Origin of the sequence: Bacillus songklensis, from assembly GCF_042649685.1 — a bacterium.
Lineage (GTDB): Bacteria > Bacillota > Bacilli > Bacillales > Bacillaceae_H > Bacillus_BA > Bacillus_BA songklensis.
This window is the reverse complement of sequence record NZ_JBHRZT010000052.1, coordinates 607,981-625,361: the sequence shown is the minus strand read 5'-3', so window position 1 is coordinate 625,361 and position 17,381 is coordinate 607,981. Positions and strand designations below refer to the sequence as shown.

Below are 17,381 nucleotides of genomic sequence, written 5' to 3'. Positions count from 1 at the left end.
TGGCGCCAACCCCGCAAGGGGGGCGCCAGCCGCTTAGGTCTAGAAAATTTGGCATGGCCGTTCTTTGGTCAGGTCGAATTTTCTAAATCGATCTATATAGATTTATTCTTGTGTTACTTCTTCATATTTCCCATTTCTGTGTTATTCTAGTTATATATACTACCTTTGGAGGTTAAGAGCTATGCAACGTACTTTAGAAGATACTAAAAATGCCAAAAGTGAGAAACTCCCATTTTCAAGGACCAATCCATTTCAAGCGAAGGTTCTTAAAAATATTAATTTAAATGGAACAGGCTCTAGCAAGGAAACAAGGCATATTGAGTTATCATTACAAGGGTCGGGCCTTTCTTATGTCCCAGGTGATGCACTTGGCGTTATCCCATCAAATGATCCAGAGCTTGTGGCTTCTCTTATTAATGAAATGGAATGGGATGAAGAAGCGGTTGTAACCGTTAGTAAGCAAGGTGAGACACTGCCACTGAAGGAAGCGCTGACAACCTACTTTGAAATTACACTGCTGACGAAGAAAATTTTACAACAGGCAGCTGCATTCACAGAAAACGAAAAGCTGCAAAAGCTTGTGCTGGTTGAAAATGCAAACCAACTAAAGGAATATTGCTATGGGCGTGATTTGCTTGATATGTTACGTGATTTTGGTCCATGGAAGGCTTCTGCCCAAGAAATCGTCTCATTATTAAGAAAAATGACGCCGCGTCTCTATTCTATTGCAAGCAGTATTACTGCTAATCCAGATGAAGTTCATCTAACCATCGGTGCTGTACGCTACACGGCGCACGGACGCGATCGAAAAGGCGTTTGTTCTGTTTTATGTGCAGAACGTGTTCAAGAAGGAGATACGCTTCCAGTCTTTGTTCAAGCAAATAAACACTTCTATTTGCCAGAGTCTCAAGACAAAGATATTATTATGGTTGGACCTGGGACAGGCATTGCACCATTCCGTTCTTTTATCCAGGAACGAGCAGTAAATAAAGCCACTGGCCGGTCATGGCTATTTTTTGGAGACCAGCATGCAGCGTCAGATTTCCTTTATCAAAGCGAGTTGGAAAAATATCAACAAGATGGGGTATTGACAAGACTTGATACTGCATTCTCCCGTGATACGGCTCAAAAAGTTTATGTGCAACATAAAATGCTTGAGCATAGCAAAGAATTGTTTGAATGGATTGAAAAAGGAGCTTATTTCTACGTTTGTGGGGATAAGGAACATATGGCGAAAGACGTCAACGAAGCGCTTATTACTGTTATTGAAAAAGAAGGCGCGATGGCTCGCGATGCAGCTGAAGCGTATCTTAAAGATATGCAGAAGCAAGGGCGTTATCAACGTGATGTGTATTAAAATGAAAACGTTTTAAGTATACAGTTATATTGTTTTCAAAAAATAACGCTTCGTTCCGGTTGGTACGGAGCGTTACTTTTTTGATTGTCTTTAGTGTCAAATTATATAAAAAGACTTGTACATGAGTGGCGGACATGAAAGCTTGGCTGCTCTCTTTTTTTATGTCTTATTAAATTAAAGCGCCCGATTGCGGAATATTGAAAAATACGAAAGAGTTGCAAAAAATGGCACCTCATTTATTTTACTAAAGCCATCCTTTTGTTGAATTAGGCCAACATTAATAAACCTAATAAGCATACTGAAGCAATAACAGTTCCATAAACAAAAATTATTTTTAACTTAGTTTCAACTTTCTTATGTCCATCAGCAGATCTGTTCATATATTTTTTTACTGCTAACCGCTCTTGAACTTGCTCGTACTCTGAAAGAGATGCAAATTCGATTAACCGTTGTAACAAGCGGCATTAATACTGCTCTTGAGTTACATGAACATCCTGATATCACCGTTATCTTATTAGGCGGGATTGTTAAAAGAGGCTCGTATTCCCTAGAAGATAGTTTGGGAGTAAATATTTTGAACCAAATTAATATAGACCTAATGTTTACTTCCGCTAATGGATTTTCATTCGAATCCGGTTTATCTGATTTCAGTGTATATGAAGTAGAATTAAAAAAAGCCATGGTTAACGCTTCTAATAAGGTAGTTGCTTTGCTTGACCATACTAAAATTAATAAAAATTCAATTGCATCATTTGCTTCAATAGATCAAATAGATACTATAATAACTGATTTCGCTATAACAGATGATTATGCAAAAAAATTTAAAGAACAAAACATTGAAGTAATGATAGTATCAACTGACGAATTTGAGTAAATTTAGAGACACCAAAGCAGCCAAGCGCTTCTTGAAAAAAGCCTTGGCTTTTTCGTATGTTGCCAGACCCCGTGTCATAACAGTAGATAAAAATCCAGCTTATCCAGTATCGATTCAACAGTTGAAAAAGGATTAACGTTAACAATACCCCCGGCAGGGCCTTTTCTTTTGAAGAGGTTGATATTACCAACACTCTCCCCTCTCCTTTTTTGTTAAAATTTTTAAAGACTATAAGTTTGTGAGAGGAATGTCAATGATGAAGAAATCCAACCTTCTCCTTGCGCTGATTTTCATCATCACTTTCGCGGGAGGATTCATTTCGGGGGTATTATTCTCTACCAACGACACACAGCGGGAAACTTCCGAAAGTCAAAAATCCCGGAAAACGGAACAAGCTCCAATATCTCAAAAGAACCCAAAACCAAAGACAACACCAGAACCGGCACAGCCAAAAGTGCTGATTGGCTACGTTCAGGATTTTCGGGATCCCAATACGGTCCATTATTCCCAATTGACGCACGTCATTTTCTCCTTTGCCCATCCGACAAAAGACGGCCGTCTTTTATTACATGGAGAAACGGCCATCAACCATTTGCGGACAATGGTTCAAAAAGCGCATCAACATCACACAAAAGCGATGCTTGCAATTGGCGGTTGGTATCACATCCAGGGCGGTGAGTCGTACGAATATTTCAAAACGGCTATCAGTCAGCCCGCTTCCCGTACAAGACTCGTAAACGAGCTTGTCGGGATGGCCGATCGTGAAAAGCTGGACGGTATCGACATCGATTTTGAACATCCTCGCTCCGAAGCAGATGCCAAAAATCTGGCCGCTTTTACAAAAGCGTTAAGCGACAAGCTCCATGCGAAGGATAAGGAACTGTCCATTGCCGTTTATTCCAAGATTCATAGCGTGACGGGAACGGAAGTCACATCCGTGGTGTTCGAGCCATCGATGTTCCGGGATGTCGATCACGTAAACATCATGGCTTATGACGGACAGTGGGACGGCGAGTATAATGCGGCGAATCTGTCTCCTTACCCGTTCACGGAACATATCGTCAATTATTGGGCGAATCTATTTGAGGAAAACGGGATTTCCAAAGAAAAACTCGTGTTGGGCGTTCCATTTTATGCCCAGCCGGAAGACTTGTCTGCTGGACAACTCTCCTATGCCGCGATCGTAGGCAGCAATCCAGCAAACGCCGGACATGATGTTGTCACCATGAATGGGACAACCTATCACTACAACGGGGTTGCAACCATCCAAAAGAAAACAAAGCTGGCGCTCGACCACAGCTTCGGCGGGATGATGCTGTGGGAAGCCGGTCATGATGCAGCAGGACATCAAAGTTTGACAAGTGCTATCTCAGAAGTCCTGAAAAAATCAACCACAGAGCAAGAGCAAGCAAAGCAATATACGGTTAAATCAGGGAAATGAAAAAGAAGCGGCCTAAAGCCCCCCCTGAAAGGTTAAACTGTTTTTAAATCAAATGAAGCGGCTGACAAGAACCTGTAAGGGATTTTGGCAGCCGCTTATGCGTAATGAATTTAACATGAGAACGTTTTTTGCTCTATTCGCATCTTTCTGTTCTTACATCTTGAATAATCGAAAAAGGTTAAGAATTGGACATGGGCTGTTTTTTGCCCATGTCCAATTCTTTGATTGATATAGATCAATCCAAATAACCGGTCTTGTTTCGATTTTTTCGCCTAATGGCCCTTACAAGGAAAAAGAGTATCAAGAACACTAGAATCATGCCGACGTTTAGAAGTCCTCCTAAAAATAATGTTGCATCTTTGAGCCAATCGATCATGTTTTATCACCTCTTACACAACATTACCCGCTCAATTGGACGACTAATCCTTTTGCCGGGAGTTTCTTCCGCTCTCTAAACTCAACGCGCCAACTGAGAAAAAGGCAAATCGCTCCTTGTCATATTTTTCGCTTTACTGTCGTATATATTACTGCTCAGTTTCATAAACCCTTTCAAAAATTTTGTAAGAACTTAACAAAATTACCATTGAAAATTTGTATCTAAATGTTAAAATGACATAAAAGTTGAAATTTTCTGTAAAAAGGAGCGATTGGATGAATATAGGTTCACACGTTCTCTATAATGAAAAAGAATATGTTGTCATTCATGTGTATAACAGCGGCTATTGCGAAATCCGGGATGTGACCCATCAATTTACGGTAAAACTAGTACACAGCCGCGACATCAAACCGATTTCGTTGTCATCGTGACTATTTCCTCTTATGTCAACTTCCCTTGTGCCGTCTTCTTTATATCTTCTGATTTCCAAAGTTTTTCCCACTCCGATATTACAGAACGTGGTATTGATTCAAGCATTTCTACAACCGGCTCGTACATAGTGAACTTTCTTCGAGAAAATGGGCGTTTACCAAGCTTTTTCGGCGAATGTCTTAGCTTTTCTTTTGCGGTCAAGAAAAGAAGTGGTCGATTTTTTTTTCGAGCCCAAATAAAAGAGCGACAGCCTTCTAAGCCGCCGCCCCTCCTATTGTCAAATGTGCTTATTATGGTGCTTTTATATGTCAAATGGGTTACTGCTGAATAAACACAAAGAAGCCCAGGCACAGGCAGGGTTGCCCGTCTTCTAAACAGGAGCAGAAACCTACCCGCCTGGGCTTTTATCCCTTCGGTGTCATATCGCCGATCGTTTGTAGGGCAAAACAACGATATGTGAATCGCTCGGACCGGACTCTTTTCGAATAGAAAAGACGGGAACCTGGATTCTCTTTCCACTCATAGTCCCATCATTTCCGGTGACGGGGTAGAAACGCTTGGGCCTTATTCCCGAGTATATATGAGTATGTGTGATTCAACTGTCGTTTTCTTATCTTAATCATAGTCATTCTCTATCAAGCTGTCAATCTTTTTACGAACTTTTTTTTATTATTATAAATTAATGTTCGTGTTTTATCCTTGATGTGATCAGCAGACTGCAAAAAGCCCGGGAAGATTTCCCGTGCTTTTTGCTTCGCTGCACTGGTGTAGGACAGAACAACGATTGATTCGTCAGTCTCTCAGTCTCTAGGATCTCCTGGGAGGAAATCCCTTCTTTACCTATTATACCTTCCATATATTACAACTATAAAACAAAATTGTAAAAGTATTTTACAATTTATAAGAAAATTTCCCCATGCCGTTCAATGAATATGATATTTGGCATATATAAGGGCTTGCAAGCTGCGTTCCAGCTGTCGAAGGTGAGTTCTTGCCTGCTGCAACAGCTGACGGCGCTGTTCATAATATAATTTCGCAAGAGTTTGCTCTACAATCTTTTTTTCCTGAGCCAGGACGTCCATCTTATCTTCCAATCCTTCCAGCGTTAATAGTCTACAAGTTGCCAGCTGGTAAATTGGATTGCCATAATCCAAAAGTGTAAGCATATCGCAAAGCAAATCATGGTCATACAAATGGGTATTATGCAAATAGCCTAATAACTCCATCAGTTCCTCCAATAAACGCTGATCGACGTCCGCTTCATCGGACACGATCGTTCCCACAAACGTAAAGCATTCTTCCTCCAACTGGCGATAGATTTGCTCGATACGCTGCAGCGCTTCTCCAATTCTCATCGTCTGTCCCCCCTCACCTTTGTTCATATCCTGTTATATGTACAGTGAATGGGATTTATGTGTATATGAATCTACATAAATCGTAGAACATGGATAAAAAAGATCCATGTTCTATGATTTACATGTAAGCTCATTCAAGAAAAAAACAGAAAGGCGTGAAAAGGAGATACGGTTTCCCCTGTCATCCTCTAGCTCATATAATTATAGGCTTCAACCCCTGTTCCCTCTTTCTCCCGCTTTTCGTAGCAGCTGTGACAAACAGACTTGCCGTGCATCGGATATTCATCATAGCACGAAATGCAAAAAATCCAGGAATCGTCATCCGTTTCCACTGCTTTTAATGATTGGGTGACCGGGACCTTTCGCTCTGCCTGAGGCGCTTCATATGGGTCGAATGAGTCCAAATCTACGATTTCCGGTGTCTCCAGGTCATCATAATCAAGTAATGAAATCGGCTTTAAATGGAGACGTTCCAACGACACGTTATACGGTACAAATAACGGATGACATGGATAATGATGGTGTGTCTTACCAAGGCAGCAAAGCGGAACTCCTTCCAACAATGAGATTAGATCACGGTCCCGCCCGTGAATCGTAGAGTTTTCCCCCCATGCCGCTACCACTAAATCTGCATCCGCAACCGCATACTGAATGTAGCGGTCATTATCGTAACCGACAGCTTCTTCCTTCGTTAACTCTTTCAATAGAGTGTGCCGGCTTGCCTGGTAAGCAAAAAGCGTAACAATTTCAAGTGATCCGAATCCCCAGCGTTTGGCAAGCAAAATGCATTTAGTCATTGTCGCATCCTCTTTATGTTCATCGGCCATTCCCGGGCTCAGCAGCACAAACGTTACTTTCCGTTTATTGTTTTCATCCCACACTCGGGAAACCGAATAACGATATGTGCCGGTTTCATCAAAAATTGCTTCCCTCTTCATAAAAATGCCCCCATCCTTTATTTTCAAAGTTTGCAAGTTGCATTCTTCATATGTTTATTTGGAAAATGGTAGCTCATGACAATTTTCAGGCACGGAAAAGACAATTTCTCTTTTAGCAGCTGATAGATGAAAATGACATATATCTAAATCCAAGTGAACCTTTTTAACCTATCTGAGATGAAAGAACAGACGGATCTTTAATATATGAATCTACTTAATTTTTCAACATCACAATACAATTCTCCATTCAAGTAAAAATAAGATGCATTTCAAAAACTGTGTTATAATTCTAAATTAAGGTAACTTTTGCATGGGAATTCGTTTTTTGAAAGGAATTGAGGAATAATGGCAAACACACATACATTCTCTAAAGGTGAAGAGATCGCTAACTCCATCACGCATGGAATTGGGGCACTTTTAAGTATCGCCGCTTTAGTATTGTTGATCGTGTATTCATCCCTTTACGGCAATGCATGGCATGTGGTGAGCTTTACTTTGTTTGGTGCCACAATGGTTCTTCTTTATACGTCATCAACACTTGTCCACAGTTTTCCTGCAGGCAAAGTAAAAGATCTATTCGAAATCATGGATCACTCTTCCATTTACTTTTTTATTGCAGGAACTTATACGCCCTTCCTATTTATCGCTGTGAAAGGATGGATCGGCTGGACATTATTTGGGATGGTGTGGGGACTCGCAATCGGAGGAACCGTTTTTAAAGCGTTTTTTGTAAAGAAATACCTTTTTGCTTCTACGATTTTGTACGTTCTGATGGGCTGGTTAATCGTACTTGCTTGGAACCCGCTCGTTGAAAACGTACCTCCAAATGGTATCACTTTATTAGTCGTAGGGGGCGTTCTCTATACGGTTGGGGCCATCTTCTACGTTTGGAGAGGTTTCAAGTTTCACCACGCCATCTGGCATCTATTCGTGCTGGGAGGCACCGCGACCCACTTTTTTGCCGTTTTATTTTATCTGCTCTAATAAATATAAGATGAAAAACCCGGACTGCCCAGACAATCCGGGTTTTCTTATTTCGTCGATTCTCCTGTCAATACCTTATAGCATACATAAACAATGAATGTTGGTTCTATTTTTCCATCCATTCCATAAAAATTTAATAACCTTTGAAACAAGCTGTATTTCTTCTCGTCGGGGGGTGTGAAAAGGATTGTTCGTTCCATCATTCAGAAAACCCACCTTTATTTTTCCCATTCTTATATGCCTGTCGTTGTTTTTTATTCTTGCCTGGGCGGTGGAAAAGAATCTCGATTCATTGTCGTTCTTGGATAAACAAATAGATGGGTTTATTAACGGATTTCACAATGACCAATTAACATCCACGGCAAAAGTTATGAGTCGTTTAAGTAATTATCGTTTCTGTTTGATATTGACTTTCATTTTGGCTCTCTGTCTAGCGTTTGGCCGCTGTTTTTTGACGTCTTTCTTTTTGTTTTTTGGATACACGGGAACGAGATTGCTGCGGAACTTTGTGAAAGAAGCCATCGGGAGGACACGCCCCGGAAAGAATTTCATCGGGAATGATGGCGGATCCTTTCCAAGCGGTCACATGCTTTACTCTTGTATGTTTTATGGCTTTATTTTATTCATTATTTGGTGCGTGTTAATGGAAAATCAAAAGAAGGCGGCCGCTTGGTTAGCAGGCTTGTCATTTTTCATATTCCTTGGATTAGTCGGTGTTAGTCGAATTTATTTAGGTGATCATTATGCAAGTGATGTGTTAGGGGGATTTTTTCTGGGAGCGGCATATCTACTATTTTTCTTTATGGTGTTGACACATATTTGGAAAAAAGGATGGCGATAAGTGATATGTTAAAATAACGAGTGAAAAATTCCGTATTGTGCTGTAAATTCTTTTACGATCTTAGTCCGCTTGCCATCTTCATTGCTATCAAAGTGAAGTAGTTTTGACAGCACTTTTAGTGCCTCGATGATGTAAGGGCCTTTATTTAACATCACACACTGAGCCCTGTTCGCCATTATGGCATCCGTTATTTCCGCGCGTGACGGTACACCTTTCTTGAGCAGTCTATCCAATACTTGAGTTGCCCATATGACCGGAACATGCGCAGCCCTGCAAATCGATAATATTTCCTCCTGAGCATAGGCCAAATTTTCAAATCCGACTTCAACCGCTAAATCTCCCCTTGCAATCATCACCCCAAAGCCTTCAAAGTTTAATCCCTCTAAAATGATGCGGGCAAGATTATGGATCGCGTCTTTCGTTTCAATTTTCGCCACTACCGCTAGATGGGGGGCTGCCAATCTCTCGAGAGCATCGCGAAGATCACTCAAATCTTTAGGTGAATGCACAAAGGAAAGGCCGACAATATCCGCGTATTTGACGATAAACGATAAATCGGATAAATCCTTTTTTGTTGGTGAAGCGGCATTTAGGCTCGGTAACGAATCGGGCAAGTTAAATCCATTCCCTTCCTTGATTCTTTTGGCTTTTAGGGAAGGAGCGGCAATGTTTAGGTCGATCCATTGATTGGTTACATGTGAAACAATTCCATAAACCTTTCCATCATCAATAAATACGCGATCACCAATCCGAACATTTTTGAATGCTTTAGGAAGGGTAACGGGGACACCGGGGATTGTATGTTCATCCCCTGCATGCCCAAGCCGATTCTCGTCAAGATACAATCTTAGTTTATCGCCTTTTTTCACTTCAATGGTCTCAGGCTTAGAAAGCAAGGAGCGAACGCTCATGGTTATTTTTTCATTTTGAAGAATAGTCGTTTCATCAATATAAGCTGTTTTATCCAGCTGTACTTTGATACATGATGAATCGCGTTTATCAATTACTTTCATTCCCCGTTTTCTTCCCCGTATATCATTAAATGTCAATTCATCACCGACCTTTAATTGGTCAAAAGAATCTTCTGCGCTGACCGCTAATATAAAAGTGGCAGAATCGCTTCCATTCTCATCGTTCATTGTATTTTCCGCCCGGGTGCTAATATAGCCCTGGATAAAACCTGCCGCATTGCCATAGGCATCTCGCGGGACAGACAGCTTAAGGGGCAAGGTTTCATTTTGAATTTTGCCAATGCGAATTTTAGGACCCGCCAAATCCATATAAATCTTGCATGTACGATTTCCATATTTTCCGATGGATGTTAGCTTCCTTTCCGCTGTACGTACTTCATCAATTAACTTCTCCCAAATAGGAGGTGAATCGTGAGCACAATTAATCCTTGCAATATCCATTCCATGCAGCAATAATTGTTCCATGATTTCTGGTTCATGAATCAGCGATGAATCCAGCGTGACCATGATTCCCGGGGGTTGGATGGTGCCAAATACCGCTTCCGCCCTTGTTTTCATGATTTCTTTGGCACGGGTATAATCAGGGCATTGTAAAGCGGCCGGAGGTGGTGGATATACACCCAGGTTGTTTAAAATTTTTTCTATGCTTTTTATCACATGGGCTTCTCCTGTCTCCAATGCTGCCAGCCCTTCTTCTTGCAATGCCATTTGCACTTTCGATAAATCCATTTCTCTGAGAACTAAAAAAGAAAGGAAATTGTCACGACTGTATGGATACTTTTTTAATGGAAGATAGTCTGCCATTCTTTCGGACTTTTTGATCATATCATCATATATGTTAGCTATCATTTCAGCTAGTTTTTTACGCTCAGGGGATCGATTTATAGATTGCGGCCTTTCCATTCCATTCACCCCAACCAGAAAAATTTTCAACAAGGTGTTAACCCTTTATTATTACATTCATATTCAAAGATAAGCGTAAGTGGAATCACCTATAACGTTCTAAAAATCAAAATCGCATTGCTCTTCAATTGACAGCACTGCTTTTTGAAAAGCAAAAAGCCCAACCCTGTCCGGGTTTGGGCTTTTTCAAAAGAAATGATAGTTGAAAGTGTTTCTTGCAACACCCTTTTTCCAGCTGAACAATACATACAACAAATATCTCAAACGAAATTCTTTTTCATTTAAAACAGCTTTGGCAGTGATTGCATGATCGTATACACACTTAAAATGGCCATGAGCACCACTACGAAGCCGCCGAAGATCGCAAGCCACAGTGGATGCTTATAATCCCCAACGATGTTCTTTTTATAAGCTGCAACCAGCATTGTGCTGAGTGTGATCGGTAAAATCAAGCCGTTTAATGCACCAACTAACACTAAAACTTTAACAGGCTGTCCAATGGTGACGAGCACAAGAGTTGAAATAATAATAAATGCAATAATAATCCAGTTTTCATATTGCTCGATCTTTGGATGAAATGTTCGAATGAATGATACAGACGTATAGGCGGCACCAATCACCGATGTAATAGCAGCCGCAAACATGACGATTCCAAATAGTTTATATCCGATATCTCCTGCCGCTAACTGAAAGACAGAAGCAGGCGGATTGCTTTCATCCAATGTAAGTCCTTGACTGACGACTCCCAGGGCCGCCAGGAAGAGAAAGATCCGCATAATAGAGGCAATCGTAATGCCTGATACCGCACTTCTCGTCACTTGAGGGATTGCTTGTTTTCCTCGAATGCCTGCGTCAAGCAAACGATGCCCTCCTGCAAACGTAATATATCCGCCCACTGTCCCCCCTACGAGCGTGACAATAGCAAGTATATCAACCTTATCGGGCATGAAGGTTTTCGCTATCGCTTCACCAACAGGAGGCGAAGAGGTGATGGCAACATAGAGCGTCAATAAAATCATGACGCCGCCCATGATTTGTGCAAAGCGATCCATTAGTTTCCCCGCTTCTTTTACCAGGAAGACAGCAACCGCAATGGCACCGCTAATAAGCGCCCCTGTTTCAACCGATACGCCGAACAAAACGTTCATGCCCAGTCCGGCGCCGCCAACGTTTCCGATATTAAACGCGAGCCCTCCTATAATGATGAGAATCGCGATCAATCCTCCCAAACCCGGCAAAACGAGATTGGCGATATCCTGTGCTCTCTTTTCCGAGACAGCAATGATGCGCCATACATTCATTTGGACACCAATGTCTAAAATGATCGAAATTAAAATAACAAACCCGAAGCTTGCTGCTAATTGCTGTGTAAAAACCGTCGTTTGTGTTAAAAAACCCGGACCAATGGCAGATGTCGCCATCAAGAAAGCCGCTCCGAGCAGCACGCTCCATCCTGATTTTGCTCCCATTCATGCTTCTCCCTTCTTAGCTGTATGATTGAACCGTAATTCCTTCTTTCATAAACTCCTCGCGGATGTGACGGGCAAAATTCAATGCATGCGGCCCATCTCCATGGATACAGACGGTGTCCGCTTGAATCTCTACGTCCGCTCCTTGCTCGGATAATACTTTTCCTTCTTTGATCATGCGAACGACTTGTGCCACTGCCTTTCTATCATCTGTTACCAGCGCATTTTCCCGAGAGCGCGGCGTTAGCGTTCCATCACTCTGATACGTTCGATCGGCAAATACCTCATTCGCCGTTTGCAACCCGACTTTCTTTCCTGCCTTGACTAACTCGCTTCCTGCAAGTCCAAATAACACAAGTTCAGGGTCTACTTTATAGACGGCCCGGGCAATCGCTTCGGACAATTCCCGGTTGACGGCCGCCATGTTATAAAGGGCACCGTGCGGTTTTACATGTTTCATCACACCGCCTTCCGCCTTCACGAATGCATTCAATGCACCGATTTGATAGACGACGATTTCATATGCTTCCCTCGGCGTAATCGGCAAATTTCGGCGACCGAATCCGATTAAATCGGAAAGGCCGGGATGCGCCCCGATACTTACCCCTTTTTCAAGGGCAAGCAGGACCGTTTGGCGCATCGTCGCCGGATCTCCCGCATGAAAGCCGCACGCAATATTCGCCGATGTCACATAATTTAGTATCTCTTCATCATTTCCAATTTTATACACGCCGAAACTTTCACCTAAGTCGCAATTCAAGTCAATGTGAAACATGTTCATTCTCCTTTCTATTAAATCGTTAAAGAGATGATCCGCTTCATATACTGAAACTGTTTTTCTCTTTTTAGATATAATCGCTGTGCTTCCTCAAGGGAAATGTCAGAAAAGGATACATGCCGACCCGGCAAGACTTGAGCAAGCAAAGGCAGATCAACGGACGCAGCCTGTGCGATGCGCGGATAGCCGCCTGTTGTTTGATGGTCGGCCATGAGGACAATCGGATTTCCGTCCGACGGTACCTGAATCGTTCCGAATGCGACAGCGCTCGATAATAATTCAAACGGCTCTGTCAAAGTCAAAGCTGGGCCCTGCAGGCGGTAGCCCATCCGATCTGACTGCGGAGTCACTTGAAAAGGTTTTGTGAATACATCTTGCCTGCTTTCTTCTGTGAAGCGATCGAATTCCGCTCCTTTTATAGCACGAATGGTTGGGTTGGATTCATAGGAAGGAAGCCATGTTGGATGAAGTGTCCAGCTTGCTGCGGCAAATGGTTGATCCGCTGCCCCTTTTTGCAAAGAATCAATAAGCTTTTCGCCAAACGGCGACGGAGCATTGAAACCGATCACATCACCGTATTGAAGAGCCCGTCCTTTATAGCCGCCGATTTCTGCGCGCAAATAGGTAGATACACTCCCCATCACTTCCGGCAGCTGAAATCCACCTGAGACTGATAGATATGTTCGGCATCCCTTTTTAGGCACTCCGAATTCAAGCACGCTGCCTTCTCTTACCCAGACAGGACGCCACATCGGAACGTCCTTTCCATCAATGGCAGGAGTTAAATTTCCGCCTGTTAATGCGATCAAACACGACTGTTCAAACAGCAGTTTGGGGCCCATCAAGGTAAGCTCCATTGCTCCTTCATGCTCGTCGTTGCCTACAAGCATGTTGGCGATGCGGAGAGCGTACGGGTCCATTGCTCCATTTAAAATGACGCCGTACTGCCTGTATCCGTACCGGCCGCCGTCTTGAATCGTCGTCAGCAAACCTGTTCTGACTACTTTGATGCTCATGACTGACCCTCCTTCAACCGATCAAACTCTGCCCTGGATATAGGGGCAAACCGAATGATATCTCCGGTCTGTAAAAGAGTGGGCGGAGTAGAATCAGGCTGAAAAAGGGATAGCGGCGTACGTCCAATGAGCTGCCAGCCCCCTGGTGTTTCAAATGGATAAATGCCTGTTTGCGCACCTGCGATGCCTACTGATCCTGCTGGAATGGCTTTTCGAGGTGATGCTTTTCTTGGAGCTGCTATTTTTTCAGACATGCCTCCAAGGTAAGGAAAACCAGGAGCAAAGCCAATCATATAAACAAGATATTTCCCGTTCGAATGAATGCGGATGACATCTTCTTCGGCCATTCCGTTATGCTTGGCCACAAACTCAAGATCCGGACCGAAATCCTCTCCATAACAAACAGGGATGTCGACGATCCGCCTTTTTATATTCTGATGAAAATCAAGCGAGTTCAGCCTGTCACTCACTCGCTTAGAAAACGTTTCATAAGGCTGTTTTTTTCCTTGTTCGCTGACTTTCCACGGATCATAAAAAATGGTGACATTCGTAAATGCCGGTACAAACTCGATCATTCCTTCAATGGGATGATCCATTAAATATGTACAAAAAGACTGTATGTTTTGCTGAATCTCCTCTGTTACATTTTTCCCGAATTCCACTATGACGGCTTGATCGCCCAGGGGAGATAATGTATATGTGGCTGCCATCGTGCTGTCCCCCTTTATTTATAAAGTCATACTCCGCCAAGTTACAAAATTGGCACCTTTAATCATAATATTCAGTTTAAATTAAGTAATTAAAGATTACAAGGATGATATACTCTTGATCGGCAAAGCTTGAGGTGGGGATGGTTCTCTTCATTCGTGATAAAAAATACATAAAAAAAGTATATTTTTTCATAATGGAAACACGTATTCTTTTGTATGGCATATTCCATCCTGATGATCCAACCAACAACACCAGATTTTAGCCCGGCTTATAAAAACGGTGCACTCTCTAATATCGTTTGCATCTTCTTTCCTTCCATGCTATAATAAAGAAGTTATTTTTGTTCGGTATATGACTGATGGAAAAACTATTTGAATAAGTAGTTTTCGCCTTGAAAGAATATGGTTGAGCAAGGATATTAATACAACCGTGGAAAAGATCCACGCAGGAGGTACAATTATGGTACAAGGTAAAGTAAAATGGTTTAATTCAGAAAAAGGTTTCGGCTTCATTGAAGTAGAAGGTCAAGACGATGTATTCGTACACTTCTCTGCTATTCAAGGCGACGGCTTCAAAACATTAGAAGAAGGCCAAACTGTTTCTTTTGAAATCGAGCAAGGCGCTCGTGGACCACAAGCTGCTAACGTTCAAAAGTAATGTTCAAGAAGACTCCCCCGCGGGAGTCTTCTTTTTTACTCCGTATTCATCATAAAACATGCCCTGGGTGAACCCGGGCATGTTTTATGATGATCCTTACTGACTCTCCAAACTTTTTCCGGCTATAAAGCCAAGATTCGAAGATTAAGCAGAAATGTTGATCGATTTTTTTCTTGATCTCATTGCCTTCTCTACAATCCCGCTTCCACAAATGACCCCTGCAATGATGAAGACAAATCCGATGAGCTGTTGGAGATAAATGGGCTCCCCTAAAAACAGACTAGATCCCACCAATGCAAAAAACGGGCTTAAGTTGAGGAAAATGGCAGATTCCGCTGCTCCGATATGCTGTACCGTCTGATTGTAAACCATATGCCCGACAGCCGTTGCCAAAATGGCAGAAGCCAAAAAAACCATCCATATGCCGATATCTCCCGAAACCATTGTAGACAACCCTTTTGGTTCCATGAAAAGACTCATGATAAACAAAAGAACAGACCCCGTTACTAGCATCCATCCTGTCATGAGACGCCCGTCAATGGTCGAGGATGCCTTACGGATAAACACATAACTGACCGCTTGAATCAATAAAGATAAAAAGACAAACAAGTCACCCACCGATCCGGATGACAGCGTACCGCTTCCGTGTAACACAACAAAACTTACTCCCGTCAATCCGAAAACAATGCCGATGAAGCGAATGAATGTAAGGCGCGTTCCCAAAAACAAGATGGCCAGCACGGTCGTCATGAGCGGTGCCAATCCCATAATCAGTCCACCGTTCGTAGCCGTTGTTTTTTGCAATCCCAACGATAAAAAGAAATGATGCCCGACTACATTGAATAAGCCGACAAAGGTAATAAAACCCAATTCCTTTAATTGAAGCTTGCGGGAAGCCTTCATGATTTTTAACATGAGCAAAACCGATAATCCCGCAATTAAGATACGAAAAGAGGTCATCGTCAAAGGTGCGAAATGAGAGACCAATACCTTTGTCGCCGAAACGTTGAATCCCCAAAACAACATGATCATAACTAACGCACCATATACTTTATACTTTTGCATAACGCTGTCCCACCCTGTTAGATTTAACCAATGACTTTATTTTACTACATCATTTGTATTGAAATCTAGAATTACTAAGACCGAAGTATCTAAATCCACATAAATAATGTAGCATGGACAAAAGCGGTCCATGCTACATTATTTACGCATAAGGCTTCGCCCATTTCCCTTACGGGCCCTTGCCGAAGCCTTATATGAGAACCTTTTTCGCTTATTCAAGATGAAAAAACGGAAAAGCGCGAGATGTAGATAAACACATGAATTATTTCCCCGAAAATTGTCGTGTATTTATCAACCGCTTGTATGGGAACCTTAAATTGTCCCCAATTATAGTAAAATGATAATGAACGGGGGTCTTCGAGGGAGGTAACGATGTGGAAACTATAGATAAGGCTTATACAACAAAAGAGGTTAGCACGACGTTAGGAATTGGAGGCTCAGCGTTAAGAAAATGGTGTTTATCCCCTGAAAAGAACGGGTACCATTTCACCAGGAACGACCAAAATCACGGTTATCCCTTGAGAAGGACTTGGTGGTTTTGAAGCTTTTCCAAACGATGGTTCAGACGAATGACTTTTCAATAGAGAACGCCGGGATGGTGATTGCATCAAAGTTTAAAGAGAGTGCGTTCTCAAACGGGACGGGTAGCGTTCCTTCCCGAAAAGAAAGGATTCGTTCACACGTTCATATTGGCAAAAATAAAAAAGACCCTGACCGATACTTTGATCGATCAGGGTAAGACGCGGGTTTTCATATCCGCCCCCATCTTAAAAGGTTATACGAAATCGCAGGAGAATCATGTGATCTGTTATGATCATATAAAATTTATAAGATGGACTCCAATCGTTTGTCAGGTTTCTTAACATCCTTTTTATATATTGATATTTTCATTGGTTCGTTCTATAATGAACTCTGTGTCAAAAAATGAATAGCAAACCCTCATCCTAATCGATGAGGTAGAGGTCGCGATTTTTAATAGTAAAGTGAATGAGGTGCAGAGAACACCCATGAGGTCACTTGAAAGGAAAAATCGCCGAAGCTTGTTCTTTTTCTCTGAACGGACAGGCTGGGGCTGTTCCCGAACAGGGACAGAACTGTCACATTTGCCCTAACCGGGTCAATGTGAAGAGCTATCTTCATGGAAGGTTTGATGCAGTTTGAATAAAGAATGCCGTCGAAATCCTTTCGAGGCTTTTTTTATTGCTCTCGCTCC

Annotated in this window: 18 protein-coding genes, 1 pseudogene and 2 riboswitches; of the genes and pseudogenes, 9 read left to right on the top strand and 10 right to left on the bottom strand. The window is 42.2% G+C overall.

Annotation, left to right across the window (positions count from 1 at the left end; genetic code table 11):
* Window positions 1-100 precede the first annotated feature (100 nt).
* The 5 genes and pseudogenes from ACFOU2_RS14385 (at window position 101) to ACFOU2_RS14365 (ending at window position 4,479) form a co-directional block, all read left to right on the top strand.
* Window positions 101-1,357 (top strand): sulfite reductase subunit alpha, encoded by a 1,257-nt coding sequence (locus ACFOU2_RS14385; protein ID WP_377916409.1) that lies wholly within the window; start codon window positions 101-103, stop codon window positions 1,355-1,357.
* Window positions 1,358-1,727: 370 nt separating this feature from the next.
* Window positions 1,728-2,231, top strand: a complete 504-nt coding sequence (locus ACFOU2_RS14380) for a DeoR/GlpR family DNA-binding transcription regulator (protein WP_377916407.1) — start codon at window positions 1,728-1,730, stop codon at window positions 2,229-2,231.
* Window positions 2,224-2,364, top strand: a pseudogene (locus tag ACFOU2_RS14375) (DDE-type integrase/transposase/recombinase); the annotation flags it as partial. The gene ACFOU2_RS14380 and the pseudogene ACFOU2_RS14375, both read left to right, overlap by 8 nt.
* 120 nt (window positions 2,365-2,484) lie before the next feature.
* Window positions 2,485-3,672 (top strand): glycosyl hydrolase family 18 protein, encoded by a 1,188-nt coding sequence (locus ACFOU2_RS14370; RefSeq protein WP_377916240.1) that lies wholly within the window; start codon window positions 2,485-2,487, stop codon window positions 3,670-3,672.
* A gap of 651 nt (window positions 3,673-4,323) precedes the next feature.
* Window positions 4,324-4,479 carry a hypothetical protein gene (locus tag ACFOU2_RS14365; RefSeq protein ID WP_377916238.1) on the top strand — a complete coding sequence of 52 codons (156 nt, stop codon included), beginning with the start codon at window positions 4,324-4,326 and terminating at the stop codon, window positions 4,477-4,479.
* Window positions 4,480-4,982: 503 nt separating this feature from the next.
* Window positions 4,983-5,084: riboswitch (purine riboswitch) on the bottom strand.
* 319 nt (window positions 5,085-5,403) lie between these two features.
* Here the strand turns inward: ACFOU2_RS14365 and ACFOU2_RS14360 are convergent.
* Window positions 5,404-5,835 (bottom strand): hypothetical protein, encoded by a 432-nt coding sequence (locus tag ACFOU2_RS14360; RefSeq protein ID WP_377916236.1) that lies wholly within the window; start codon window positions 5,833-5,835, stop codon window positions 5,404-5,406.
* A gap of 188 nt (window positions 5,836-6,023) precedes the next feature.
* Window positions 6,024-6,773 carry a DUF1643 domain-containing protein gene (locus ACFOU2_RS14355; RefSeq protein WP_377916234.1) on the bottom strand — a complete coding sequence of 250 codons (750 nt, stop codon included), beginning with the start codon at window positions 6,771-6,773 and terminating at the stop codon, window positions 6,024-6,026.
* A gap of 345 nt (window positions 6,774-7,118) precedes the next feature.
* On the opposite strand from ACFOU2_RS14355, the gene trhA reads away from it, so the two are divergent.
* Complete coding sequence (trhA, locus tag ACFOU2_RS14350) at window positions 7,119-7,757, top strand: PAQR family membrane homeostasis protein TrhA (protein WP_377916232.1); 639 nt, start codon at window positions 7,119-7,121, stop codon at window positions 7,755-7,757.
* A gap of 47 nt (window positions 7,758-7,804) precedes the next feature.
* Here the strand turns inward: trhA and ACFOU2_RS14345 are convergent, their stop codons facing one another.
* Both ACFOU2_RS14345 and ACFOU2_RS14340 read right to left on the bottom strand, forming a co-directional pair.
* Window positions 7,805-7,960 carry a hypothetical protein gene (locus ACFOU2_RS14345; protein ID WP_377916230.1) on the bottom strand — a complete coding sequence of 52 codons (156 nt, stop codon included), beginning with the start codon at window positions 7,958-7,960 and terminating at the stop codon, window positions 7,805-7,807.
* A 227-nt stretch (window positions 7,961-8,187) separates the two neighbouring features.
* The gene (locus ACFOU2_RS14340; protein WP_377916413.1) at window positions 8,188-8,343 is read right to left on the bottom strand and encodes a hypothetical protein; all 156 of its coding nucleotides are present in this window, start codon (window positions 8,341-8,343) and stop codon (window positions 8,188-8,190) included.
* Here ACFOU2_RS14340 and ACFOU2_RS14335 point away from each other — a divergent pair.
* Entirely contained in the window at window positions 8,278-8,598 is a 321-nt protein-coding gene (locus ACFOU2_RS14335; protein ID WP_377916405.1) for a phosphatase PAP2 family protein, read from the top strand. The two genes, ACFOU2_RS14340 and ACFOU2_RS14335, sit on opposite strands and share 66 nt — an antisense overlap.
* A gap of 8 nt (window positions 8,599-8,606) precedes the next feature.
* Here ACFOU2_RS14335 and ACFOU2_RS14330 read toward each other — a convergent pair whose 3' ends face one another.
* The 5 genes from ACFOU2_RS14330 to pxpB form a co-directional block, all read right to left on the bottom strand.
* Window positions 8,607-10,505, bottom strand: coding sequence for a pyruvate kinase (locus tag ACFOU2_RS14330; RefSeq protein ID WP_377916228.1), 1,899 nt, complete (start codon window positions 10,503-10,505; stop codon window positions 8,607-8,609).
* A gap of 248 nt (window positions 10,506-10,753) precedes the next feature.
* Window positions 10,754-11,941 carry an NRAMP family divalent metal transporter gene (locus ACFOU2_RS14325; protein ID WP_377916226.1) on the bottom strand — a complete coding sequence of 396 codons (1,188 nt, stop codon included), beginning with the start codon at window positions 11,939-11,941 and terminating at the stop codon, window positions 10,754-10,756.
* A 16-nt stretch (window positions 11,942-11,957) separates the two neighbouring features.
* Window positions 11,958-12,716 (bottom strand): 5-oxoprolinase subunit PxpA, encoded by a 759-nt coding sequence (locus tag ACFOU2_RS14320; protein WP_377916224.1) that lies wholly within the window; start codon window positions 12,714-12,716, stop codon window positions 11,958-11,960.
* A 17-nt stretch (window positions 12,717-12,733) separates the two neighbouring features.
* Window positions 12,734-13,735 (bottom strand): 5-oxoprolinase subunit C family protein, encoded by a 1,002-nt coding sequence (locus ACFOU2_RS14315; protein WP_377916222.1) that lies wholly within the window; start codon window positions 13,733-13,735, stop codon window positions 12,734-12,736.
* The gene (pxpB, locus tag ACFOU2_RS14310; RefSeq protein ID WP_377916220.1) at window positions 13,732-14,445 is read right to left on the bottom strand and encodes a 5-oxoprolinase subunit PxpB; all 714 of its coding nucleotides are present in this window, start codon (window positions 14,443-14,445) and stop codon (window positions 13,732-13,734) included. Before pxpB ends, ACFOU2_RS14315 begins: the two co-directional genes overlap by 4 nt.
* Before the next feature lie 460 nt (window positions 14,446-14,905).
* Here pxpB and ACFOU2_RS14305 point away from each other — a divergent pair, with 460 nt between their 5' ends.
* Window positions 14,906-15,103 (top strand): cold-shock protein, encoded by a 198-nt coding sequence (locus ACFOU2_RS14305; protein WP_028396679.1) that lies wholly within the window; start codon window positions 14,906-14,908, stop codon window positions 15,101-15,103.
* A gap of 144 nt (window positions 15,104-15,247) precedes the next feature.
* On the opposite strand, the gene ACFOU2_RS14300 is transcribed toward ACFOU2_RS14305, so the two are convergent.
* On the bottom strand, window positions 15,248-16,168 hold the full coding sequence (locus ACFOU2_RS14300; RefSeq protein WP_377916217.1) for a DMT family transporter: 921 nt from the start codon (window positions 16,166-16,168) through the stop codon (window positions 15,248-15,250).
* Between the two features lie 532 nt (window positions 16,169-16,700).
* Between ACFOU2_RS14300 and ACFOU2_RS14295 the strand changes: the two genes are divergently transcribed.
* A complete protein-coding gene (locus tag ACFOU2_RS14295; protein WP_377916215.1) occupies window positions 16,701-16,907 on the top strand; it encodes a hypothetical protein in 207 nt (68 codons plus the stop codon).
* A 210-nt stretch (window positions 16,908-17,117) separates the two neighbouring features.
* A riboswitch (Lysine riboswitch) is annotated at window positions 17,118-17,309 on the top strand.
* Window positions 17,310-17,381 lie beyond the last annotated feature (72 nt).